The organism is Devosia aquimaris, from assembly GCF_020169335.1.
In the GTDB taxonomy this organism is placed as follows: Bacteria; Pseudomonadota; Alphaproteobacteria; order Rhizobiales; family Devosiaceae; genus Devosia; species Devosia aquimaris.
This window is the reverse complement of record NZ_JAIEZN010000002.1, coordinates 1-23,862: the sequence shown is the minus strand read 5'-3', so window position 1 is coordinate 23,862 and position 23,862 is coordinate 1. Positions and strand designations below refer to the sequence as shown.

General features: G+C 63.3%; 17 protein-coding genes. 10 read left to right on the top strand and 7 right to left on the bottom strand.

The genetic code is table 11. The features are described from left to right. Positions 1-96 precede the first annotated feature (96 nt). Positions 97-1,950, bottom strand: coding sequence for a dihydroxy-acid dehydratase (gene ilvD, locus K1177_RS12860; RefSeq protein WP_224703772.1), 1,854 nt, complete (start codon positions 1,948-1,950; stop codon positions 97-99). 186 nt (positions 1,951-2,136) lie between these two features. Between ilvD and K1177_RS12855 the strand changes: the two genes are divergently transcribed. Beyond that, on the top strand, positions 2,137-2,301 hold the full coding sequence (locus K1177_RS12855; RefSeq protein ID WP_224703771.1) for a hypothetical protein: 165 nt from the start codon (positions 2,137-2,139) through the stop codon (positions 2,299-2,301). Positions 2,302-2,309: 8 nt separating this feature from the next. Here K1177_RS12855 and K1177_RS12850 read toward each other — a convergent pair whose 3' ends face one another. The 4 genes from K1177_RS12850 to K1177_RS12835 form a co-directional block, all read right to left on the bottom strand. Continuing rightward, a complete protein-coding gene (locus K1177_RS12850; protein ID WP_224703770.1) occupies positions 2,310-3,971 on the bottom strand; it encodes a tetratricopeptide repeat-containing diguanylate cyclase in 1,662 nt (553 codons plus the stop codon). Positions 3,972-4,089: 118 nt separating this feature from the next. Further along, complete coding sequence (locus K1177_RS12845; RefSeq protein ID WP_224703769.1) at positions 4,090-4,533, bottom strand: hypothetical protein; 444 nt, start codon at positions 4,531-4,533, stop codon at positions 4,090-4,092. 78 nt (positions 4,534-4,611) lie between these two features. After that, the gene (ubiG, locus tag K1177_RS12840; RefSeq protein ID WP_224703768.1) at positions 4,612-5,352 is read right to left on the bottom strand and encodes a bifunctional 2-polyprenyl-6-hydroxyphenol methylase/3-demethylubiquinol 3-O-methyltransferase UbiG; all 741 of its coding nucleotides are present in this window, start codon (positions 5,350-5,352) and stop codon (positions 4,612-4,614) included. A 590-nt stretch (positions 5,353-5,942) separates the two neighbouring features. Beyond that, entirely contained in the window at positions 5,943-6,767 is an 825-nt protein-coding gene (locus K1177_RS12835) for an SDR family oxidoreductase (RefSeq protein ID WP_224703767.1), read from the bottom strand. Between the two features lie 94 nt (positions 6,768-6,861). Between K1177_RS12835 and K1177_RS12830 the strand changes: the two genes are divergently transcribed. Together K1177_RS12830 and K1177_RS12825 are read left to right on the top strand one after the other, a co-directional pair. Then, positions 6,862-7,785 carry a LysR family transcriptional regulator gene (locus tag K1177_RS12830; protein ID WP_224703766.1) on the top strand — a complete coding sequence of 308 codons (924 nt, stop codon included), beginning with the start codon at positions 6,862-6,864 and terminating at the stop codon, positions 7,783-7,785. 795 nt (positions 7,786-8,580) lie between these two features. Next, the gene (locus K1177_RS12825) at positions 8,581-9,351 is read left to right on the top strand and encodes a neutral zinc metallopeptidase (protein WP_224703765.1); all 771 of its coding nucleotides are present in this window, start codon (positions 8,581-8,583) and stop codon (positions 9,349-9,351) included. Positions 9,352-9,599: 248 nt separating this feature from the next. On the opposite strand, the gene K1177_RS12820 is transcribed toward K1177_RS12825, so the two are convergent. Next, positions 9,600-10,826 (bottom strand): hypothetical protein, encoded by a 1,227-nt coding sequence (locus K1177_RS12820; protein WP_224703764.1) that lies wholly within the window; start codon positions 10,824-10,826, stop codon positions 9,600-9,602. 254 nt (positions 10,827-11,080) lie between these two features. Here K1177_RS12820 and K1177_RS12815 point away from each other — a divergent pair, with 254 nt between their 5' ends. From K1177_RS12815 to K1177_RS12785, 7 genes are all read left to right on the top strand, one after another. Further along, the gene (locus K1177_RS12815; protein ID WP_224703763.1) at positions 11,081-12,346 is read left to right on the top strand and encodes an aspartate kinase; all 1,266 of its coding nucleotides are present in this window, start codon (positions 11,081-11,083) and stop codon (positions 12,344-12,346) included. 68 nt (positions 12,347-12,414) lie between these two features. After that, positions 12,415-14,682 carry a phosphoenolpyruvate--protein phosphotransferase gene (gene ptsP, locus K1177_RS12810; RefSeq protein ID WP_224703762.1) on the top strand — a complete coding sequence of 756 codons (2,268 nt, stop codon included), beginning with the start codon at positions 12,415-12,417 and terminating at the stop codon, positions 14,680-14,682. A gap of 286 nt (positions 14,683-14,968) precedes the next feature. After that, positions 14,969-16,045, top strand: a complete 1,077-nt coding sequence (prfA, locus tag K1177_RS12805) for a peptide chain release factor 1 (RefSeq protein WP_224703761.1) — start codon at positions 14,969-14,971, stop codon at positions 16,043-16,045. Next, complete coding sequence (prmC, locus tag K1177_RS12800; protein WP_318153306.1) at positions 15,979-16,905, top strand: peptide chain release factor N(5)-glutamine methyltransferase; 927 nt, start codon at positions 15,979-15,981, stop codon at positions 16,903-16,905. The genes prfA and prmC overlap by 67 nt, the downstream gene beginning before the upstream one ends. A gap of 326 nt (positions 16,906-17,231) precedes the next feature. Further along, positions 17,232-17,975: a DUF4167 domain-containing protein gene (locus K1177_RS12795; RefSeq protein ID WP_224703760.1), complete on the top strand. Its 744-nt coding sequence runs from the start codon at positions 17,232-17,234 to the stop codon at positions 17,973-17,975. A gap of 179 nt (positions 17,976-18,154) precedes the next feature. Next, on the top strand, positions 18,155-20,764 hold the full coding sequence (gene clpB, locus K1177_RS12790; protein ID WP_224703759.1) for an ATP-dependent chaperone ClpB: 2,610 nt from the start codon (positions 18,155-18,157) through the stop codon (positions 20,762-20,764). Positions 20,765-20,873: 109 nt separating this feature from the next. Continuing rightward, the gene (locus K1177_RS12785) at positions 20,874-21,212 is read left to right on the top strand and encodes a VOC family protein (RefSeq protein WP_224703758.1); all 339 of its coding nucleotides are present in this window, start codon (positions 20,874-20,876) and stop codon (positions 21,210-21,212) included. A 9-nt stretch (positions 21,213-21,221) separates the two neighbouring features. Here the strand turns inward: K1177_RS12785 and K1177_RS12780 are convergent, their stop codons facing one another. Further along, a complete protein-coding gene (locus K1177_RS12780; protein WP_224703757.1) occupies positions 21,222-23,195 on the bottom strand; it encodes a M23 family metallopeptidase in 1,974 nt (657 codons plus the stop codon). Positions 23,196-23,862: the final 667 nt, after the last annotated feature.

Here is a 23,862-nt window from a genome sequence, read left to right as displayed (position 1 = left end):
TGATTGTTTTCCGCGCTCGGCGACGGGCCTTCACCCGGCCGGCAATCCCTCCCCATTGCGGGGAGGGGCTGTCTCATGCGTCCAGATTGCGGGCGCCTAGTTCCAGAGCTTGTCGATCGCCTGGGTGTCGCGCACCGCGCCGCGGGCGGCGGAGGTCGCGAAGGCGGCATAGGCCTTGAGGGCGGTGGTCACGTTGCGCTTGCGCGGATGGGCCGGCTTCCAGCCCAGCTGGTCCTGATCGTGACGACGCTGCACCAGCTCGTCATCCGTGACCAGCAGGGTGATGCTGCGGTTGGGGATGTCGATCTCGATCATGTCGCCTTCGCGCACCAGGCCAATGGTGCCGCCTTCGGCAGCCTCGGGCGAGACGTGGCCGATGGACAGGCCCGAGGTGCCGCCCGAGAAGCGGCCGTCGGTCAACAGGGCGCAGGCTTTGCCCAGGCCCTTCGATTTCAGATAGCTCGTGGGATAGAGCATTTCCTGCATGCCGGGGCCACCGCGTGGGCCTTCGTAGCGGATCACCAGCACATCGCCGGCCTTGATCTGGTTGCTCAGGATGGCCTTGACGGTATCGTCCTGGCTTTCGAAGACGCGGGCCGGGCCGGTGAACTTGAGGATGGAATCATCCACGCCCGCGGTTTTGACGATGCAACCGTCGATGGCGATATTGCCCTTGAGCACGGCCAGGCCGCCATCCTTGGAGAAGGCATTGTCTGCTGAACGGATCACGCCATTCTGGCGGTCGAGATCGAGCTCGGCCCAGCGGTTGGACTGGCTGAAGGCCTGGGTCGTGCGCACGCCACCGGGGGCCGCCATGTAGAACTGGCGCACGCTCTCCGAATTGGTGCGCGAGATGTCCCACTTGTCCAGTGCATCGCCCATGGTCGCGGCATGGATGGTGGGCTCGCTGCGGTTGATCAGGCCTGCCCGGTCGAGCTGGCCCAGGATGGACATGATGCCGCCAGCGCGGTGAACGTCCTCCATGTGCACATCCGCCTTGGCCGGCGCGACCTTGGACAGCACGGGCACTTTGCGGCTCAGGCGATCGATATCGTCCATGGTGAAGTCGACGCCACCCTCATGGGCGGCCGCCAAGATATGCAGCACGGTATTGGTCGAGCCGCCCATGGCGATATCCAGGCTCATGGCATTCTCGAAGGCTGCCTTGCTGGCAATGGTGCGCGGCAGCACGGAGGCGTCATCCTGCTCATACCAACGGCGGGCGAGATCGACGATCAGGTGACCGGCTTCCTGGAACAGGCGCTTGCGATCGGAATGGGTAGCCAGGGTCGAGCCATTGCCCGGCAGGCTGAGGCCGAGCGCCTCGGTCAGGCAGTTCATGGAATTGGCGGTGAACATGCCCGAGCAGGAGCCGCAGGTTGGGCAGGCAGCCTCTTCAACAGCCTGCACTTCGGCATCGGTGTAATTGTCGTCGGCAGCCATCACCATGGCATCGACAAGGTCGAGCGCCTGCAGCTTGCCCTTGAGCATGGCCTTGCCGGCTTCCATCGGTCCGCCGGACACAAAGACCACCGGAATGTTCAGACGCATTGCCGCATTGAGCATGCCGGGCGTGATCTTGTCGCAATTGGAAATGCAGACCATGGCGTCGGCGCAATGGGCGTTGACCATGTATTCCACGGAGTCCGCGATGATGTCGCGGCTGGGCAGGGAATAGAGCATGCCGTCATGGCCCATGGCGATGCCATCGTCCACGGCGATGGTATTGAACTCCTTGGCGACGCCGCCGGCGATCTCGATCTCGCGGGCCACCAATTGGCCGAGATCCTTGAGGTGCACGTGGCCGGGCACGAACTGGGTGAAGGAATTGACCACGGCAATGATGGGCTTGCCGAAATCGCCATCCTTCATGCCGGTGGCGCGCCAGAGCCCGCGGGCGCCGGCCATGTTGCGGCCATGGGTGGTGGTGCGGGAACGATAGGCGGGCATGGAGAAATCCTTCGAAGTCAGTGCCGAGCGATGCGGTGACGTTCCCCTTTTTAGACCCATTCGAAACCAGGATCAATCAAAAACCGTACCGTACCGTACGGTACACTCGTCGGCCGGCAACGTGTGTTGACTTGGCGGGGAAATGGGGCCGCACTGGGCAGCAAGAGAGTGGATAAGGAGCCTGTAGTGACCAAGACGCCCAAGGATGACACACCGATCAAGCCCGCCCCCGACACCGGTGACAAGGGCAAGACACCGGGCCAGTGCGAGCCCTTCGGCCGGGTCAAGGATCTCAGCCGCGACGAGACCGAAGATCTGGCGCGGGCCGTGGAGGAGCAGCGCGACGCCTGAGGACCTGGCTAGATGTCGAGGGTCAAGCGGTTGCGGCCGCCGCTCTTGGAGCGATGGAGCGCGCCATCGGCGTGACCGATCACGGCGTTGACGTCTTCATGGGGGGCGGCCCTGGCCAGGCCCACGCTGATGGTGACATGAAGACCATTGGGCCAGACTGCCTGCGCCACGGTGTCGACCAGACCCTGGCAGGTGGCGCGGGCCGTCTCGGCCGTGCCGGTCATGGCAATCAAGAACTCCTCGCCGCCCAGACGGGCCACCAGGTCGCCGGGGCCCATCCGGGACTCCAGCAGATGAGCCAGGGCCTGCAACACCTGGTCGCCGGCCGTGTGGCCCAGGCGGTCGTTGATGGCCTTGAAATGGTCGGCGTCGGCGATGGCGACAAAGACCGACTGGCCGGGTGGGCAGGTGGCAATGCGTTCGGCCAAAGCGCCCAGGGCAAAGCGGCGGTTCTTGAGCCCGGTCAGATCGTCCTCATGCGCCTTGCGGTCGAGGTCGGTGGTGCGCAGCAGCAGTTCCTGCCGCTCGGTCTCCAGCTCGGCCAGTTGCATCTGGTGCAGGCGAATCTCGAGGTTGGCGCGTTCGGCCTCGATCAGCGCGGCGCCCAGCTCGGTCATGGTGGTGACCAGCCGGCTGCGCGTCTCGGCAATGGTGCTGCGGGTGGTGCTTTCCAGCCGGTGGAAGGCCTTGAAATGGGTCAGCGCGGCATCGGCGCGGCCAAGACGCTGGTAGATGTCGGACAGCATCTGGTGGCTCAGCAGCAGCAGGCGCGCCTCATTGTGCTGGGCCAGTTCGGGAATCAGGCTTTCAAGCCGGGTCGCAGCGGTCTCCAGATCGTCGGCCAGCATGGCGAAGCGCGCCAGGTTGAAGCCTGTCTCGAGTTCGAGCGCATGATAGCCCTTGCGGGCGGCGATGGCGTGGGCGCGGGTGTTGGCGCGGATGGCGCCTTCGGTGTCGCCGGCATGGGCGAGCAGCATGGCATAATTGCCCAGGCTGATCGCCTCGCGAAACGGATGGGCGGCGGCCCGCGCCAGCTCGATGGCGTCCAGCGCATAGAGCAGGCCGAATTCCACTGCATCCGCGACGACGACGCTGTCGCCTTCGAGATGGGCGGCATTGGCCAGGTTGGCGGCATTGTCGGCCAGGTTGTTGAGGATGCAGAACTTGGCTTCGCTGCCCAGGCCGGCCGAAAGGGGCAGGGCGCGGCGCAGGAAATCGCGCGCCTCGGCATATTTGCCCATGTGGGACTTGGCGTTGCCGATGCGGTTGTAGCTCCAGAACAACAGGTCCGGATCGCGCAGCCGCTGCGCGATTTCCAGGCTGGTCGAGAGGGCCTGCAGCGCCTCTTCGGCCAGGCCCAGCTCGAGATAGCCCATGGCCTGGATGGTGCAGCTGCGGGCGCGGGCTGTCTGGTTGTCGAGCCCGGATTCGATATCGGCGGCCTCGACGGCAGCGGTGACGGCCTCTTCATTGTCGCCGGTGCGCAGCAATTGCTCGGCCAGCAGGCGCAGCATGGCGCCCAGCACGGGCAGGTTGCCCTCGCGCCGGGCGTGGTCGGCAGCGCGGCGGGCAATGGCGGCGCCTTCGGCATAGTCGCCGCGCAGGCGCGCCGCCTCGCTCGCCGCCGCGAGGTCGTCCAGCACATCCAGATTGCGATCAAGCCCAAGCATGCGTGGAATCACGTCCTTTGCCGGCAGTGTGGCCAAGGGCTCTTAAGCTAGTCCTATCGGGTCTGGTAAAATTACAGAAAATACCGCTCACCGCGGTATTTTCTTTTTACGCCAATACTTAGTTGTTGATGCGGATGACGCCCCAATAGCTGTCGCTGCAGCTGTCATCACTGCACACCAGGGCCATCCACATGGCCCCATTGGCCAGGCCCACGCCGTCGCTGGTGACGATGAGATCGGCCAGGGACTGGTTGCCCATGGCCTCGACCGTTTCGGGGGTGACCAGGGTCATGGCGTTGTCCACCAGGTCCTGGCCGCTGAGCACATCATAGGTCTCGCCATTGGCCTCGACGGTGAGGGGGTAGACGGCCATGTCGGCCAAGGTGCTGGCGTCGCCCGAGACGAAGGATTCGCGCAAGAGCTCGAAGGCGGCGACAAAGCCCTCGGAATCGCCATGCAGCGTCTCGATCTGGTCGAGCACGTCGGCGTCGGTCTGGGCGAAGGCGGGGATGGCGAGCGTGGCGAAGGCCACAGCGACAAGGGCGGCAAGCAGGCGGCGCATGGGGGAACTCCGGGGGGGAATACCCGTTTATAGCCGAGCCCCGAACCGCCGAGAAGGGGGGCGCAAGGCCCCCCGCCATCACGCCGCCGGGCGGGCCGCCAGCACCATGTAGTTGATGCCCATATCGGGCGAGAGGCGCCATTCATCGGCCAGGGGGTGGAAGACCACGCCGCTCTCGGCGGTGACGGTGAGCCCGTTGCGGGTGACCAGCGCCTTGATCTCCTCGGGGGTCAAAAACTTGTTCCAGTCATGGGTACCCACCGGCAGCCAGCGCAGCACGCGCTCGGCGGCAAAGACGGCCAGGGCCCGGGCGCGCAGCGTGCGGTTGATGGTGGCCGTCAGCATCAGCCCGCCGGGGGCGACCAGAACGGCACAGCTCTTCATATAGAGCGGGACATTGTCGACGTGTTCCACCACTTCCATGTTGAGCACCACGTCAAAGCGGCGCCCGGCGGCGGCCAGCGCCTCGCTGGTGGTGGCCTGGTAATCGATGGCGAGGCCCGACTGCTGGGCATGGACGCGGGCGATGGCGATATTGCGCTCGGCCGCATCAATGCCGGTGACAGTGGCGCCCAGCCGGGTCAGCGGCTCGCAGAGGAGGCCCCCGCCGCAGCCGACATCGAGAATGCTGAGGCCCTCGAAGGGCCGCATGGCGCTGCCGTCGCGGCCGAAATGGCTGAGCAGGCTCTCGCGGATATAGCTCAGGCGCACGGGATTGAACTTGTGCAGCGGCTTGAACTTGCCCTTGGGGTCCCACCATTGCTCGGCCATGGCGGTGAACTTGGCGACCTCGGCGTCATTGATGGTGGTGTCGGTCATGGGCAGGCTCCAGTGTTGCGCCATATGAGCCCGCAGGTGGGATGGAGGCAAGCGCAGCGGCGTCGCAGGCGGTAGCGCCCATAGCGCCGGCGACGCTGTGCGTCGCGGCGGTGACACGGCATGAAGCGGCTTTCGCCCCGACGGCTTGCGCCGCCTGTTTGCGTTTTTTGAAGAGGCGAAAGCCGCTTCACACGCACTGGTATTCCTGCGCACGCATCGAGCGGCCGCCCTTTCGGGTTGGACATGCCGGCATGGGGCGGGGCTCCAGCCCCTCTCTCCCCAAGACCAGTGTCCGGCCGGTGGTCAGCATACACGCATCGGCCTGGGCGACCCCATGCAGCCAGCCTCCCCGCCCGATGCTTCGTCGGCACCGCGTGAACGGCGGGGACGGGGCCAGTGTGGCACGGATTTCTGGGGGCGGGGATAAGGTGGAGCGGGGTTCGCGAATCGAGGAACGAAACGTGTGCCCCAGCCGACGTTGTATTGGTTCGTCACCGGCAACTTCCGAGGACCGAATATCGGCTGTCCATGCTTTTTCGGCAGACTTGTGCTTCGGCCGCCGCACCAGACATTCTGGGGCCCGGATCAGATCAATCTGCCGCCACGGAGTAGTCCCTTACGGCGCGCATGTCCTCCAAGCGCTTCTGCAGGGTCTGTTCTATGAAGTCGGCGGTCTGACCGCCGAGTGGCAAGCGCAAGGCGGGGTTGCCGCTATCTATGAAGTCGATGATCGTGGAACACATCTTCTCCGGATTGCCGAAGTCGTCGAACGCGCCGCTTGCGATCAGCTCGCGCCATTTTCCCGATGGCGTGTCCTTGTAGACGTCCATTGCCGGCGTGGAGTCCAGGCTTTTCAGGAAATTGGTCGCGGCGGCGCCCGGCTCGACTATGGTGCACTGAATGCCGAAAGTTGCGACTTCCTGGGCCACAGCTTCCACGAACCCTTCGATGCCCCACTTGGTGGCATGATAGACGCTGTAGTTGGGCAAAGTGACCTGACCGCCTCCGGAGGAAATTTGCACAATGCGGCCACCGCCCTGCTCTCGCAGATGCGGCAGTGCGGCCCGGATAACGTCGATTGAACCAATGAGGTTGGTATCGATCTGATGGCGGATTTGGGCGCCCGTCACCTCTTCGGCAGCACCATACAGCCCGTATCCTGCATTGCTGACGACGACGTCAATCTGTCCGAACCGATCAAAAGCCCGGTTCACGGACAGGCGCGCGGCGCCTTCCTTGGAGACGTCGAGGTGATCGACAATCAGCTGTTCGCCAAATTCCTCCTGCAATGAATCAAGAGGGCCTGCGCGCCGGACGGTGGCGAAAACGCGATCGCCGCGCCGCAGCAGCTTTTCGGTCAGGATCAGGCCGAGGCCAGAAGAGGTGCCTGTAATGAACCACGTTTGCGTCGTCATAGTGTTCTCCTTGCTGAGACCAATGACGTAGCTCGTGGCTACCATTGCCAAAAGATGCCGAAAGCGCCATGAAGTGTGAACCAGGGGTGCACAATTGACGTCTGACAAGAGCCTTTTTGACCATGTGTCGCCGTTTCTTGCCGTTGCCGAGAACGGCAGTTTCACCAAGGCCGCCAAGGCCCTGGGCGTTACCACCACAGCCGTAAGCAAAGCCGTCCGGGCCTTGGAAGCTAGAGCTGGCACGGCCCTGCTTCAGCGCACGACGCGGCGGGTTGCTTTGACGGACGCTGGACGGGTGCTTGCCGACCACCTGCTGTCTGCAGCTGCACAGGCAAGAGAAGGCTTCCAATCCGCCGCGGCCCTGGGGGAAACGCCGACCGGGACACTGCGACTGACTGTGCCGACACTGGCAATTGAGCCGCTGCTTCGGCCTGTGATCAAACACTACAGTGCTCAATATCCCGCTGTAGCCCTGGAGATCTCCGTCAACGACGCCCTGGTCGACCTCATACAGTCAGGGTTTGACGCGGGCATTCGACTTGGAGAGTCTGTCGCCAAGGACATGGTGGCCGTCAGAATATCGCCGCCAGTCAAATGGGCGATCGTGGGCAGCCCCGACTATATCGCACAGCGCGGGGAGCCCCAGCATCTGGAGGACCTGCTCGACCACGATGCCATTCTCTACCGGTTTCGGAGCGCCAACAGCGTTCATCGCTGGAGCTTCCTGCGCGATGGCCAGGCAGTGTCCATCCAGCCTCGCCAGCACATCATCGTGGACGATCTCAGGGCCATAACGAGCCTTGCCATAGACGGTCACGGCCTCGCTTTCCTGCCTGTTGCAACCGTGGAGCAGCATGTTCGCAGCGGCGCGCTCAAGAGTTACTTCGAAGGCCAGCTGCCATCGGATAGCGGCTATTTTCTCTACTTCCCGACCAAGAGCCAGTCGCAGCCCAAGCTTCGGGCCTTCATCGACTGTGCGAAGGACGTTTTCAAGCACAGTGAACGCGGATCAAAGTGACTGCAGGGTAGTGGCTGAGCGGTCAGCATCCATGCATCGGCCTGGGCGACCCCATGCAGCCAGCCTCCCCGCCCGATGCTTCGTCGGCACCGCTTGAGTGGGGGGATGTGGCGCGTGTGGCACGGATTTTTGGGGGGCGGGGATAAGGTGGAGCGAGGCTCGCGAATCCACGAACGGAGAAATGGCCTACGAAGGAGGGCGTATCTGGCAAATGTTGAAAATTAACAAGTTTGCGGACTTTTGGATAAAGGCATTGAGAAATGCTTAATATTGTGAGCTAATTGGTTCCGCAATCGTATTCGGGGCGGAAGATGAGGCGAATACTAACAGTAGCTTTTGGGGCAATCTCCCTATTGGTATCCTCAGTGGCAAATGCCCAAAACCTGGATCCGGTGCCCATCCTCAAGTCGGTGATACAGCAGCTTCAAACTGGTACGCCGAACCCGATGTACTATGGGCAAGAGCTTTGGTGGACTATAGCTCAGCAGACCGGGAATAGTGGTGTGTACCCTCCATTGCAGCAATTGGGGCCCGTTTCGTCCGTAACTGTTAGTGGACAGATTTCTTTACCTGCGGGACCTGTCTATGAAATGACCGCCAACCATCAGAATGGGACATCTACTTGGAATTTAGGGATCAACCTCTTCACCCAGAGAATTGAGTACGCCAATTTCCGTGTCGGTGGTCAGCGCCTTCCTCCTCTACCAGATCCGGTTCCTGACCCCGTCCCTACCCCAAACGGCGGGGATACCCCTGAAGCATGCCAACAATTCCCAAATATGTGTTGAGGCGGAGATGCTCACACGCCGAGAAGTCCTGCTTGGTGGTTCACTTACGTTGATTTTTGGAGGCGTTGCTTGTTCGTGTGGTGCAGCACATGCACAGGGCTCGGAATATGCTGGTTGTGCACCCAGTCCATCCCTCGAAGCCAGCCTGTTTGACAACGTTCTAGGCCCTACGATATCGGCGGCCACCGGCAATGAGCCGGTAATTTCCAGTTCCGGGAATGCAAATCTGGACATTGCCTTTGGTCGGACCCAGGCGATGTTGGCGAGCGCGTTCAAAATTGACCCTGGCTTCGCCTACTATGATGATGGAGGCTCAAAGAACGCATACGCCACCACAGCTCCGCGCCTTGGAAAACCTGATGGGTCGGTTCTGTTTGGGCTAAATTTTCTGCGAGAGCTGCTGCAAATGCCTGAGGCGCCAGATGCGGCTGTGGCTGCCGTTTGTGCCCATGAGTATGGCCATATTTTGCAGTACAAGTTGGGGCTGCAAGCACTTAACCAGGGACAGCCTACTGTTAAGCGCACTGAACTCCAGGCTGACGCATTTGCTGGCTACTTCGCAGGTCTAAGAAAACTTGAAAGGCCAAGCTTTCCTGCTGCGGTTTTTGCGAGGACAAAGTTTCTGGGGGGTGACAACATGATCGACCATCCCAACCACCACGGTACGCCCGAAGAGCGCGGGCAGGCCGTCGTATTTGGTTTTCAACTGGCGTTCCAGGAGAAACTAAGCCTCGAGGCCGCCATTGAAGCGACCACCAACTATGTCCTGCTCATGTAGGACCGCCTCACGGCTTTGAAGGTATTTTGTTCTCTATTCGTCTACTAACGGGGAATGGGCGCTTTAAGTCGGGGTAGCGGGTAATTTTTGGCTATGTTGTGGTCTCACGGCGGCGGTCGACTTCTTCCGAAGCATTCGCCGGACCCGACCCCGTTGCGGACGAACGTTCTCCGAGCGCTTAATCTGGGAAGCAGCCATCCATCTGGGAGGGGTCTTCTGGACAAGAAAGTACTAACCACCGACCGGTGTCATTCTTGTGCTCGTCGGGCGCCATCTCCGTAGAGGGCCACCGCAATCATTTCAGTTTCTATAGTCGCACTCCTGACCACTCCGCGCAGGTAGTCCAAAAACGCATCTCGGGAACGGATTGAGAATATCCTCGCCCGGTAGGTGAGTTCGTCTTTGAGCGGGGCCTCCTGTAGGAACGTCGCGAACTCGCTATCCACAAACATGGCGTCTACATAAGGGGCATAAGTCGCTATCGCTCGAACATCGTTAGTGGCGCCACGATTTGGGCTCTTTCTTTGGCCGGCCTTAATTTTGCGGGCCATTGCGGCGAATAGGTAAGCTTGAATTCTGTGGTGCGGGATGGTTCTATTGCCTGGCCACTGCCAAAAATTCACAACTTGGCGTTCGGCATCATCAATCCCGAGACCTGTTCTCGTGAAGTATTCGCGGAGCTCACGAAACTCCAGAACCGGTCCCGATAGCGCCGCATTCACGAATGCGTTAGTATTGCCGCCCTCCAAGCCCTGTCTGGCCAGCTCCACGAAATGCGAGTAGGCGCTAATTCTTGAGCTCCCGAAGTCGAGTTCGGTCTCCAGAACGCTCTTGAATGACGTCTTGGCATCAGAGCGCCAGTGTTCGTAGAGGGGCGCCATTTGGTCTGCGGACACCTCTCGCTGGTCACGCACACCCTTGGCAAAGCTGGTCCAGTCCATCGCAGCAGTTATGTGGAGTCGAGAAAGCCACTCGTTTCGATGCCCATGGAGGATCTTGTCCACGGAGAGATCTAGGACCGGCGCGGTGTCGGACGCAAACGCCCGCAGATAGGTCCAGACTTGGTCTCCCTCTATCTCTGATGAGGCATGAAAGCTCGTGTCACCACCGAGCATCTCGTGGGCGAGAGACAAGTCATCACCCCTGGCAAATACCATCGACTCGTCTCGATGGATGTCGGAGGACGGGCATAATAGTTGCTGTAGCAAAACACATTGCTCCAGAAGTTCCGCTACTTCCTCCCAAAAGGCATGGTGAGGGGCATCTGGCGGGTAGGTGCCCGTTCGGATTTTGAAAATTTGGCTAATGGCCAACTGATCAAGATAGAGGATCTTTTTGTCGAGCGCCGGCATCTCCTCCCAGGTGACGTGGTCACATGAAGCGCACCTGTAGCTTGCAATCCCGGCTTTTAACTGCACCAAGGCTCTGTAGCGCTTGCCACAGGCGATACAAGTCGCTAGCGGCGGATTGCTCATTGTTCAAATAGCTCAAACATCGTCACCTTGGCCTCGGCCCGAGGCTCGCAGGTACTTCGGTGCCTGTCAAACACCTCCACGTCACCTCAGTGCCTGCTATCCTGCGATCGCTCGCCCAAGCCGCCAGTCCGCCCCCTCCCTTCGCATCCGCCCCGCCTTTCCACCATTCCCGTTGATCCCGCCGCGCCTTTGTGGCATGTCCGCGCCAGCAACAGCGTACCGGCGGGTTCTGCCGGAGGAACGGGGTAGGGGTCTTGGCCCGCATAGTCGTCAAGTTCGGTGGCACGTCAGTGGCCACGGTCGAGCGCATCCGCCAGGCTGCGCGGCATGTGAAGCGCGAAGTCGAGGCCGGCAACCAGGTCGTCGTCGTGGTTTCGGCCATGAGCGGCAAAACCAATGAGCTGGTCGGCTGGGTCAATGAAGCCAGCCCGCTGCATGACGCCCGCGAATATGACGCGGTGGTCGCCTCGGGCGAGCAAGTGACCGCCGGGCTGATGGCCATTGTGCTCAGTGAAATGGGTATCCAGTCGCGGTCTTTTGCCGGCTGGCAGGTGCCGATCGAGACCGACGACGCGCACGGCGCGGCGCGCATCACCGGCATTGACCCGACCGAACTCAACAAGCGGCTCGATGATGGCTGGGTGCCTGTGATCACCGGCTTCCAGGGCGTGTCGCCGCATGGCCGGATCACGACGCTGGGCCGGGGCGGCTCGGACACGTCTGCCGTGGCGGTGGCGGCGGCGATCCAGGCGGATCGCTGCGATATCTATACGGATGTCGACGGCGTCTACACCACCGACCCGCGCATCGTGCCCAAGGCGCAGCGGCTGACCAAGATTTCCTTTGAGGAAATGCTGGAGATGGCTTCGCTCGGCGCCAAGGTGCTGATGATCCGTTCGGTGGAAATGGCCATGGCGCACAAGGTGCGCCTGTTGGTCCGCTCGACATTTGATGATCCCGATGCGCCGCAACTGGCGCCCGACGGGACGCCGGGCGTGCCCGGCACGCTGGTTTGCGATGAGGAAGAGATCATGGAAAAGCAGATCGTTTCGGGCGTGACGCTCGCCAAGGCCGAGGCCAAGATCACCCTGCGCGACGTCAAGGACAATCCGGGCGTGGCCGCGGCCATTTTCGGCACGCTGGCCGACCAGGGCATTATCGTGGACATGATCGTGCAGAACATCGCCGATGATGGCGCGACCACCGACATCACCTTCACTGTCCCCGACAGCGAATATGACAAGGCCATCAAGACGCTCAAGGATGCCGGCGACCGCATCGAATATGCCCGTATCTCGGGCTCCAAGGGCGGCGCCAAGGTGTCGGTCGTGGGCGTGGGCATGCGCAGCCATGCGGGCGTGGCGTCGTCCATGTTCAAGGCGCTGGCCGACAAGGGCATCAACATCCAGCTGATCACCACCTCGGAAATCAAGACCTCGGTGTTGATCGATGAGCAGTATGCTGAGCTTGCGGTTCGCGCCCTGCATACTTATTACGGTTTGGACAAGAAGGACGCATAAGGCTCCGTCGAGGGGATGAGCCGCGTCCGATCAAGGGGGGCGGCTTTGCAGGGCCGTCTGAAGGCGAGATGGTCACGACGATAGGCGGCCCACGCGTGCTGCTGCGGCAGTTGCGCGAGACAATGGCGGAGCCGCTGGCTTCGCAGGCGCGGCTCGACAAGATCGTGGGCCTGATCGCCGACAATATGCGGGCCGATGTCTGCTCGTTCTATGTGCTGCGCGACGATGGCGCGCTGGAGCTGTTTGCCACCAAGGGCCTGGCGGCTGAGTCGGTGCATATGACGACGCTGCGGCTGGGCGAGGGCCTGGTCGGGCTGATTGCGGCCGAGGCCGAGCCGCTGAGCCTGGACGACGCGCCCAGCCATCCCAGCTTTGCCTATCGTCCGGAAACGGGCGAAGAGCGCTATAATTCCTTCCTCGGCGTGCCGGTGTTGCGCGCGGGCCAGACGCTGGGCGTGCTGGTGGTGCAGAATGTCGAGCGCCGCCGCTATGGCGAGGATGAAACCGAAGCCATGCTCACGACGGCCACAATCCTGGCCGAGATGATCGCCACCTCCGACTTCGACAATCTGATCAAGCCGGGGTCCGATATCGATCTCAGGCGGCCGCGCATGTTCACTGGCGTCAGTTTCACCGATGGCATCGCGCTGGGCACCGTGGTGCTGCACGATCCGCGCGTGGTGGTGACCAATTTCATCGCCGACGACACGGATGCCGAAAAGCTGCGGCTGGAGACGGCGCTGGAAAAGATGCGCGTCTCGATCGACGCCATGCTCGACCATGGCGACATGGCCGGCGCCACCGATCACCGCGAAATCCTCGAAACCTACCGCATGTTCGCCAATGATCGCGGCTGGGTGCATCGGCTGACCGAGGCCATCGACAATGGCCTCAGCGCCGAGGCGGCGGTCGAGCGGGTGCAGAACGACACGCGGGCGCGCATGATGCGCCAGACCGACCCCTATATCCGCGACCGGCTGCATGATCTCGATGACCTGGCCAATCGCCTGCTGCGCATGCTGACCGGCGACAGCCAGGCGCTGGCGCGCAAGGCGCTGCCCGACAATGCCATTCTGGTGGCCCGCAACATGGGGCCGGCGGAACTCTTGGAATACGACCGCACCAAGCTGCGCGGCGTGGTGCTCGAAGAGGGCGGCACGACGGCCCATGTTGCCATTGTCGCGCGCTCGCTGGGGCTGGTGGCCGTGGGCCAGGCGCATTCGATCGTCTCGATGTGCGAAAGCGGCGACGACATCATTCTGGATGGCACGGCGGGCGTGGCTCATCTGCGGCCGACGCCGGACATCGAGCAGACCTATATCGACAAGGTCAAGGTCACGGCCAAGCGCCGCGCCCATTATGCCGCGCTCAAGGACAAGCCGAGCGTGACCAAGGATGGCGTGGCCATCACGCTGCTGCACAATTCGGGGCTGGTGGCGGATCTGCCCATGCTGGACGATACCGGGGCGGCCGGGGTCGGGCTGTTCCGCACCGAGTTGCAGTTCATGATCGCCAGCAAGCTGCCAAGGCTCAGCGAACAGGCCGAACTTTATGCCGAGGCCATGGCCATTGCCGGGGACCGGCCGGTGGTGTTCCGCCTGCTCGATATCGGCGGCGACAAGGTGCTGCCCTATCAGCGCTCGATGGCCGAGGAAAATCCGGCCATGGGCTTCCGCTCGATCCGGCTGGGGCTGGAGCGGCCGGGCCTGCTGCGCACGCAGATCCGCGCGCTGCTGCTGGCGGCCAATGGGCGTCCGCTCAAGATCCTGGTGCCCATGGTCACCGAGACGTTCGAGTTCGTGCAGACGCGCGTGGTGGTCGACAAGGAGGTCGAGCGCCTGCGCCGCGCCGGCAAGCCGCTGCCGAGCAAGCTCGAGCTGGGCGTGATGGTGGAGGTGCCATCGCTGCTGTTCGAGCTCGACCAGCTGCTGCCGCTGGCGGACTTTGTCTCCATCGGTTCGAACGATCTGGTGCAGTTCCTGACTGCATCGGACCGCGCCAATCCGCGCGTCGCCAAGAATTATGACCCTATCGGCATGCCGCGGCTGCGCGCCATTCGCCTGGTTGTCGAAACGGCGCGGCGCTATGACGTGCCGATCACCATGTGTGGCGAGCTGGCCGGCAAGCCGCTCGAGGCGCTGGCGCTGATGGCGGTGGGCATGACGCGGCTGTCGATGGGTCCGGCCTCGATCGGGCCGATCAAGGAGCTGGTGCTCAATCTTGATCTCAAGCCGATCCAGCAGTCGGTGGCGGCCGCGCTCAGCGATGGCTCAAGCGGGGTCTCGGTGCGGGCGCTGCTGCAGGAGTGGATCGAGAAGCAGGGCCTGCCGGTCTAGCGCGCCCGATCTCGCAATCATGACGGCCTGGGAACGGCACCGTTCTGCGCTTCCTGCCGGGGTATCTTCGCGGTGGAGATCGCTTCACGTTCAAATTGACGTGGTTCTGTGGGCCACTGACGGACCCCCTCCCTCATTCCCTCCCCTCAAGGGGGAGGGAGGCAAAGGAGCCGTAAATCCACTGAAGGGGGAAACGATCCAGCGTCAGGCTTGCCACCGCGCACCCTTGCCTCGGCGCTGCGATATCCCTAAAGCGTGGCTCTTCAAGACTTGAAAGACTGCAGCCATGGCATCTCTTCCCCAGGACAAGCTCGACGCGCTCGAGACGCGCTTCCAATATGTCGAGGCGGCGCTGTCAGGCGGGGCCGGGCCGGACGAGTTCGTCAAGTTCAGCAAGGAACATGCCGAGCTGGCGCCGATCGTCGAACAGATCCGCGCCTATTCCAAGGCGCTGCGCGACCGCGAGGACGCCGAGGCGCTGCTGAAAAGCGGCGACAAGGAAATGGCCGAGATGGCCCAGGCCGAGATCGAGGAGCTGGACGAGCGCATCGCCGAGCTGTTCCAGGCCGTTCGCGTGCTGCTGCTGCCCAAGGACGAAGCGGACGAGAAGTCGATCATTCTCGAAATCCGCGGCGGCACGGGGGGCGATGAGGCCGCGCTGTTCGCCGGCGACCTGTTCCGCATGTATGAGCGCTATGCCGCCAACCATGGCTGGAAGGTCACGGTGATGGAAGAAAGCCCCGGCGAAATGGGCGGCTACAAGGAAATCATCGCCAATGTCTCGGGCAAGGGCGTTTATGCGCGCATGAAGTTCGAGAGCGGCGTCCATCGCGTGCAGCGCGTGCCGGCCACCGAAGGCTCGGGCCGCATCCATACCTCGGCCGCCACCGTCGCGGTGCTACCGGAAGTGGAAGACATCGACATCGAAATCCGCAACGAGGATATCCGCATCGACACCATGCGGGCCTCGGGCGCCGGTGGCCAGCACGTCAACACCACCGACTCGGCGGTGCGCATCACCCACCTACCCACCGGGCTGGTGGTGACCTCGGCCATGAAGTCGCAGCACCAGAACCGCGCGCAGGCCATGCTGGTGCTGCGCTCGCGACTCTATGAGATGCAGCGCGAGGAGCGCGACAGCGCCCGCTCGGCCGAGCGCAAGGGCCAGGTCGGCTCGGGCGATCGTTCGGAGCGCATCCGCACCTATAATTTCCCGCAGGGCCGGGTCACCGACCATCGCATCAATTTGACGCTCTATAAGCTCGACAAGGTGATCACCGGCGAAGCGCTGGACGAATTGATCGAGGCGCTGATCACCGAAAGCCAGGCGGCGCAGCTGGCGGCGATGGAGCAATCGAACTGACTGGCCAGCCCAGCCTGGGGCAACTCTGGCGCGGCTGGCGCGATGTGCTGACCCGGCTGGGATTCGAGACGGCAGCGCTCGACGCCAAGCTGCTGACCCAACACGCCCTGGGGCTCGACGCGGTGGCGCTGGCTGTGCGCGAGCATGAGCCGGTGAGCGAAGCCCAGGCGATTGCCGTGGCCGAACTGCTGCAGCGGCGCATGAGCGGGGAATCGGTGGCGCGGATCATCGGCGAACGCGAGTTCTACGGCCTGGCCTTTGGGCTCAATGCCGCAACGCTGGAGCCCAGGCCCGATACCGAGCTGCTGGTCGAGCTGGCACTGGGCGCGCTGCCCTCGGGTGGGCGCCTGCTCGATCTGGGCACGGGCACGGGCTGCATCCCCATCGCCATTCTCGCCAACCAGCCCGACGCGACGGCCGTGGCCGTCGATCTCAGCGCCGAGGCGCTGCTGGCCGCCGGTGCCAATGCCGCGCGCCATGGCGTTACCGAACGCATTGCGCTGAAACACGGAAGCTGGTTCGAACCGCTGCAGTCTGGCGAGAGCTTTGATCTCATCGTCTCCAACCCGCCCTATATCGCGTCTGACATTGTCGAGACGCTGGCGGCCGAGGTGCGCGATTTCGATCCGCGGCTGGCGCTGGATGGCGGGCCCGACGGGCTGGCGCCCTATCGCATCATTGCCAAGCAGGCACCGGCCTGGCTCCGGCCCGATGGGCATGTGCTGGTCGAGATCGGCTATGACCAGGGCGCGGCGGTTTCGGCGCTGCTGCTGGAAGCCGGCTTTGCCGATGTTGCAGTGCATCGCGATCTTGGCGGGCAGGATCGCGTGGTCTGGGCCCGGGGGCTGGACCGCAGCTGAGGGGGCTATTGCAGGCGCCACAATTAGTGCTGGCAAATCGGGCGCAAACCCTCTATTCTGATCGGGCTGTCAACGGCGCTTCATGAGCGCCACGGCGACATGCCATCCGACACATCCGGAAGCTGCAGTTTGCAGCGCGGTTCCAGCCCAGGCTGGAATGACGCGGACCGGTTCGGACGCCGTAAGACGGTTTCGGTCTTCATGAAGCCATGATAGAGCCCTGCGGCCTAAGACTTCGGTCTTCGCGGGGAGCTGCCCGACCAGGCATGACGCCGGTCCGCCAGCAGTGTGACGCTTATTTTTCTAGAGTTAGATAAAGCGACCAGATGAGACCCAATAACCAGAATAACAAGAACCGTCAGCGTGGCCGCAACGGCGGACGCAAGCACGTGAACCCGCTGTCTCGGAATTTCGAGAGCACCGGTCCGGACGTCAAGGTGCGCGGCAACGCTGCCCATGTCGCCGAGAAATATCTGCAGCTTGCCCGCGACGCGCAGTCCAGCGGCGACTCGGTGATGGCCGAGAACTATCTGCAGCATGCCGAGCATTATTTCCGCATCGTCTCCAGCGCCCAGCAGGCCCAGAACGGCCAGCGGCCCGATGGCCAGGACGACGCCGATTACGATGACGACATGCCCGAGATGAACTCGCGCTTCTCCTCGCCGCAGCCCCAGCCGCAGCAGCAATATGTGCAGCAGGAGGGCGACGAGCAGCCCGAGGGCGGTCAGCAGGGCGAACAGCGCCAGCAGCGGCAGGATCGCGGCGATGGCGAACGGCCTTCGCGCAATGAGCGCAACCGCCAGCGTCCTGACCGTGAGCGTCCCGCTCGCGTCGAGGGTGGCGAGGTCGATGGCAATGTGGCGCCGGTGGCCGCCGCTGTGGCCAGCGAAGAGGCCCCTGCGGCTGAAGCCGCTGCCGAAGGCGAAGTGCGCAAGCCGCGCGAACGCCGTCCGCGCCGTCGGCGTCCGGCCGGTGGCGATGGCGGGGCCGATCTGGCCGGCGCCGAGCAGCCCGACGTGGGCGAATTGCCCGCCTTCCTGACCGCCGGCAGCACCACAGCCGGCGAATAAAACCAGCGAAACTGAAAAATGGCCGGGCAGCGATGTCCGGCCTTTTTCTTTGCAAAACTGCTCCCATATAGCCTGTAGTGACGGATCAGCGCTGCCTGCCAGGCGGTCCGCCATACGACGCTTCCGACGTGACTTCGGTGCCTTTTGGGCCGGCGCACGGGCGAGACAAGGAGAGTTGCATGAACATCGAGAAATATACCGAACGGGCCCGTGGGTTCATTCAGAGCGCCCAGACCATTGCGCTGGGCAAGGGTCACCAGCAGTTCGCGCCCATCCACCTGCTCAAGGTGCTGCTGGATGACGACCAGGGCATGGCCAATGGGCTGATCGAACGCGCCGGTGGCGACGCCAAGCGCGCCCGGGCCGCTGTCGAAGCCGAAATGGCCCGCATCCCAAGCGTCTCCGGCGATGGCAGCCAGCTTTATCTGAGCCGCGAACTGGCGCGGGTCTTTGACACGGCCGAAAGCGCCGCGCAGAAGGCCGGCGACAGCTTTGTCACGGTCGAGCGCCTGCTGCTCGCCCTGGTGGTGGAAAAGGACACCGAGGCCGGCAAGATCCTGGCATCGGCCGGCGTGACCCCGCAGGGGCTCAACGCGGCCATCGAGGCGATCCGCAAGGGCCGCACGGCGGACTCGGCTTCGGCCGAGAACAGCTATGATGCGCTCAAGAAATATGCGCGCGACCTCACCGCCGATGTGCGCGAAGGCAAGCTCGACCCGGTGATCGGTCGCGACGAGGAAATCCGCCGCACGATTCAAGTCCTGAGCCGCCGCACCAAGAACAATCCGGTGCTCATTGGCGAACCCGGCGTCGGCAAGACCGCGATCGCCGAGGGCCTCGCCATCCGCATCGTCAATGGCGACGTGCCCGAATCGCTCAAGAACAAGAGCCTGCTCTCGCTCGACATGGGTGCGCTGATTGCCGGCGCGAAATATCGCGGCGAGTTCGAGGAGCGCCTGAAGTCGGTGCTGAGCGAAGTGACCTCGGCCGAGGGGCAGATCATTCTGTTCATCGACGAGATGCACACGCTGGTCGGCGCCGGCAAGAGTGACGGGGCGATGGACGCCTCCAACCTGCTCAAGCCCGCTTTGGCGCGCGGCGAGCTGCATTGCGTGGGCGCCACGACGCTGGACGAATATCGCAAGCATGTGGAGAAGGACCCGGCCTTGGCCCGTCGCTTCCAGCCGGTGTTTGTCGATGAGCCGACGGTGGAAGACACCATCTCGATCCTGCGCGGGCTCAAGGAGAAGTATGAGCTGCACCACGGCATCCGCATCTCGGATTCGGCGCTGGTGAGTGCGGCGACCTTGAGCAATCGCTACATTGCCGACCGCTTCCTGCCCGACAAGGCCATCGATTTGATGGACGAGGCGGCGGCGCGGCTGCGCATGGCCGTGGACAGCAAGCCCGAGGCGCTGGACGAGCTTGATCGCCGCATCATGCAGCTCAAGATCGAGCGCGAGGCGCTGCGCAAGGAAGAAGACGAGGGTTCGCGCATCCGGCTCGAGCGGCTCGAATCCGAACTGGCGGGGCTCGAAGAACAGGCCCAGGGCCTCTCGGCCAAATGGCTGGCTGAAAAGGAGCGCCTCCAGGGCAGCCAGAAGCTCAAGGAAGAGCTCGACAGCGCGCGCAGCCAGCTCGAGATTGCCCAGCGCCAGGGTGACCTGGCCAAGGCGGGCGAGCTGGCCTATGGCGTCATTCCGGACCTCGAAAAGCGCATTGCCGCCGCCGAGGATGCCGATGGCGACGGCACGCCCGACGCGCGCATGGCCGCCGAAGTGGTGACGCCCAGCGATATCGCCCAGGTGGTGAGCCGCTGGACCGGCATTCCGGTGGACCGGATGCTCGAAGGCGAGCGCGAAAAGCTGCTGCATATGGAAGCTTCGCTCGGCGCCCGCGTCATCGGCCAATCCGAAGCGGTGGCCGCGGTGGCACGTGCGGTGCGGCGCTCGCGGGCGGGGCTGCAGGATCCGAACCGGCCGATCGGCTCGTTCATGTTCCTGGGCCCAACCGGCGTGGGCAAGACCGAGCTGACCAAGAGCCTGGCCCAGTTCCTGTTCGATGACGAGACCGCCATGGTGCGGCTCGACATGAGCGAGTTCATGGAGAAGCACTCGGTGGCCCGGCTGATCGGCGCCCCTCCGGGCTATGTCGGCTATGACGAAGGCGGCGTGCTGACCGAAGCCGTGCGGCGTCGCCCCTATCAGGTGGTGCTGTTCGACGAGATCGAGAAGGCGCATCCGGACGTGTTCAACGTGCTGCTGCAGGTGCTCGATGATGGTCGGCTGACCGACGGGCAGGGCCGCACGGTGGACTTCCGCAATACGGTGATCATCCTGACCTCCAACCTGGGCGCCGAATATCTGGTCGAGCTCAAGGACGGGGAATCGGTGGAGCTGGTGCGCGGCCGCGTGCTCGACATGGTCAAGGCGGCCTTCCGGCCGGAGTTCCTCAACCGTGTCGACGAGATCCTGCTGTTCCATCGGCTGGGTCGCGAACACATGGGTGCCATTGTCGACATCCAGTTCGGGCGGCTCAAGGAGCTGCTCAAGGAGCGCGATATCGGGCTCGAGCTCACCGACAAGGCGCGCGACTGGCTGGCCAATGAGGGCTATGACCCCGCCTATGGGGCACGGCCGCTCAAGCGCGTCATCCAGCGCAGCGTGCAGGACGAACTGGCCGAGGAAATCCTCAGCGGCACGGTCCGCGACGGCAGCCGGGTGACCGTGGATGCCGATGACGAGGGCATTGTGCTCAAGCCGGCCACGGCCATGGACGCCGCGGCCTGATCGCGGCGATAGCGACAGTGAGGGGCCGGTCGAAAGACCGGCCCCTTTGCTTGCCAAGTGGGTTGGCCTGCACTAGAACATAACAAGAACAAGATTCGGGGAGCCAGGCATGGCCGAGATCATCGACTATATCGAATTTCCCTCCAGCGACCGGGCGGCGACCATGGGTTTCTTCCAGGCTGCCTTCGGCTGGGGCCAGACCAGCTATGGACCGGACTATGATGCTGTGGAGGGGGCCGGCATCGAGGGTGGCATTGACCAGAGCGCCGAGCGCGTTGCCGCCACCATGGCCATTGTGCGCAGCACCGATCTCGATGACACGGAGCGGCGCGTGCTGGCGGCGGGTGGGGTGATCACCCGGCCGCAGTTCGATTTCCCCGGCGGACGCCGCTTTCATTTCCGTGCCCCGGGCGGGGTTGAAATGGCGGTGTGGGCGTCGCGCGAGTAGCGCCCGCGGTCAGTTGGCCTGGGCGACCGAGACTGGCGCGGGATCGCGGGCCATCAGATCGTTGATCTGGGCGATGGTCTGGTTGAACCGCGCCTTGTACTGCTGAGCCAGCACATTGTCCTTGGGCAGCTTGACGCTGAGCGGATCGACCAGATTGCCGTTGATCAGGATTTCGAAATGCAGGTGCGGGCCGGTGGACTGGCCCGTCGAGCCGACATAGCCGATGATCTGGCCCTGGCGCACGCGGCTGCCCACGCTCAGGCCATCGACATAGCGCGACATGTGGCCATAGGCGGTCTCATAGCCATTGACGTGCTGGATCTCGACCTTGTTGCCGTAGCCGGACTGCCACTTGTAATATTTGATCACGCCGTCGCCGGCGGCATAGATCGGCGTGCCCGACCGGGCGGCCAGGTCAATGCCGGTGTGCAGCTTGCGGGTGTGGAAGATGGGGTGGATGCGGTAGCCGAAGCGCGAGCGCAGCGTGCCGCCGCCTTCGAGCGGCCGGCGGGTGAGGAAGCGTTTGCCGGTTTCGCCGTCCGCATCATAAAAATCGACCACGCCATCGTCGGTGCCGAAACGGTAGAACTGGCGCGAGGTCGCGCCCAGCGTCAGCCCGACATAGAGCAGTTCGCTGTGGTTGTCGGCGTCCGGCGCAGTCTCGAGGATCTCGATGCCATCGCCGGGGGCGATCTTCTTGTTCATGTCCACGTCATAGGCAAACATGCCGATGATGCGCTCGATGGTGGCGTCGTCCAGATCGTGCTTGCGACCGGTCTCCCAGATCGAGCGATAGACCGTGGGCAGGTTGGCCACGTTGATTTCTTCGGTGTCCTCTTCGGGAAACTCGATGAAGTCCGGCTCGATGCCGAGCACATATTGGCCCGTGTCGGTCAGCGCCACGGTGGCGTCATGCTGATAGCTGTCGTCGGCGCGCGGCTCATAAAGGCTCATGCGATAGGGGACCAGGCTCGTCGCCTCGCGGGTGAGCGGGCCATAGAGTATGCGCAGGCGCGTGCGCGCGGGCAGTTCCTGGGTTGGCAGCACATTGCGCAGGGCGTCCATCACCAGCTTGGACTGGTTGGCGGTGAAGCCGTTCTTGCTCAGCAGTTCGGGCAGGTTGGTATCGTCCCTGAGCGTGAGGAAGCGCTCCGAGCGCCCGAGCCCGGCTTCGGAGGCCTGGGTGGTCTTGGGCAGCACCGTCACGTTCTCGGCCACGCCACCGATCAGATTGCTGTCGTTGGACAGGCCCAGGTCGCGCACGGCCGGCCCCAGGGCGGCATAGGCCAGGGTCGGGGCGGTGGCGCCGACAATGGCGGTGTCCGACTCGGTGACGCCACGCACGAACTGGGCAGCGGACTGGTCCGATATGGCGCGGGGCGGCACGAAGGTCAGCGGGATGGCGGCGAGCTTGACCGCCACTTCGCCTTCGACCTCGGCGCCATAGACATCGGTATTGATGTCAATGGCGTCGCTGGCCACCGACATGGGCTGGGTGGCCTGCAGGATGGCTACCGGATCATATTCGGGAATGCCCTCGGACAGGGAGGTCGCCGCCGTGGCCAGGGTGGCGCGGATGCGCACGAAGGGCTGGTTGCGGATCATGTCGCGGCCGTCGACGGTCTCGCGGATCGAGGCTTCGATGACTTCCTGGTCGCTGCGGGTGGCGGCAACGGGACGGGTGCGCGAGGTCTTGGCGGAGAGATCGGTGGGGAAGGCCTCGGCTGCCTTGGGGCGCGACAGCTGCAGCGCCTCATAGGCGGTCGAGAAGGTGTCCTGTCCCTGGAAGGAGACATAGAGCGCCGCGCCCATCAGCAGCACGCTGGTCAGGCCGGTCATCACGGTGCCGGTCAGCCAGGTAAAGCTGAGCTCGCGCCCGTGGGGTATGTCACCATCGGTGGATTGTACTGTCAGCGCCGGACCGTCCTCGAAACCGGTCGCCTTGAGCAGGGCCGCATGGCGACTCTTCTGCGCCGCGGTCAATGCACCATCCTTGGGTCTGCCATAGTCTTGTCCTTGGTCGCCGATCTTGCTGGCCGGCTCTGCGCATGGGTCCAATAAAGAACCACGCGCGCGAAACCTAACCCAACACGTACCGAAAGCGAACCCTTTGCGGTCCCCGATGCGCCAAACGCATCCGAATGGGCGCCATATCGGCGCAAAATGCGGCGGAACTGGGAAAACGGGGGCCACGAGCCCGTGATCCCTGGCTCCGGTCCCCGGGGGTGGACAGCGCCAGGCAATATCCCGCAAGGAAATGAAATGTCTCGGCATTTTTCCGCAAACGGCCGGAAAGCGCCGTAATCCCTCGTGGTTCAGTAGAGTTTTCCACACCGGGGCATGGGGGCTGAATCAGAAAATGACGGTTTTGTCGTCATGGGGGGTTTACAGGCAAAAGGGTGCCCCCTATAACCCGCCCATCGCTGAAGAGCGCGGCGCCAAACGGCGGCGGGCAACGAAGCAAGCCTCTGAAAAACCTAAGCAATTAGCGATTTCAAAGGACCAGAATTTGGAACGGAAAGAAGCAATTCAAACCGGTCTGAAAACTGAAAAAAGGGTGTTGACAGTCTTAAGTGACTTGAATACAACCCGGCGCACTGGACGACGTCGAGCTTGATGCTCCCACTGTTCTGGTGTTTTCTGACAGAAG

Coding starts and splice junctions, on each gene's coding strand:
- ilvD (WP_224703772.1), bottom strand. CDS start 1,950: ATGCCCGCCTATCGTTCCCGCACCACCACCCATGGCCGCAACATGGCC.
- K1177_RS12820 (WP_224703764.1), bottom strand. CDS start 10,826: ATGAGCAATCCGCCGCTAGCGACTTGTATCGCCTGTGGCAAGCGCTAC.
- K1177_RS12825 (WP_224703765.1), top strand. CDS start 8,581: ATGCTCACACGCCGAGAAGTCCTGCTTGGTGGTTCACTTACGTTGATT.
- clpB (WP_224703759.1), top strand. CDS start 18,155: ATGAACATCGAGAAATATACCGAACGGGCCCGTGGGTTCATTCAGAGC.
- prfA (WP_224703761.1), top strand. CDS start 14,969: ATGGCATCTCTTCCCCAGGACAAGCTCGACGCGCTCGAGACGCGCTTC.
- K1177_RS12850 (WP_224703770.1), bottom strand. CDS start 3,971: ATGCTTGGGCTTGATCGCAATCTGGATGTGCTGGACGACCTCGCGGCG.
- K1177_RS12795 (WP_224703760.1), top strand. CDS start 17,232: ATGAGACCCAATAACCAGAATAACAAGAACCGTCAGCGTGGCCGCAAC.
- K1177_RS12835 (WP_224703767.1), bottom strand. CDS start 6,767: ATGACGACGCAAACGTGGTTCATTACAGGCACCTCTTCTGGCCTCGGC.
- ptsP (WP_224703762.1), top strand. CDS start 12,415: ATGGTCACGACGATAGGCGGCCCACGCGTGCTGCTGCGGCAGTTGCGC.
- ubiG (WP_224703768.1), bottom strand. CDS start 5,352: ATGACCGACACCACCATCAATGACGCCGAGGTCGCCAAGTTCACCGCC.
- K1177_RS12845 (WP_224703769.1), bottom strand. CDS start 4,533: ATGCGCCGCCTGCTTGCCGCCCTTGTCGCTGTGGCCTTCGCCACGCTC.
- K1177_RS12785 (WP_224703758.1), top strand. CDS start 20,874: ATGGCCGAGATCATCGACTATATCGAATTTCCCTCCAGCGACCGGGCG.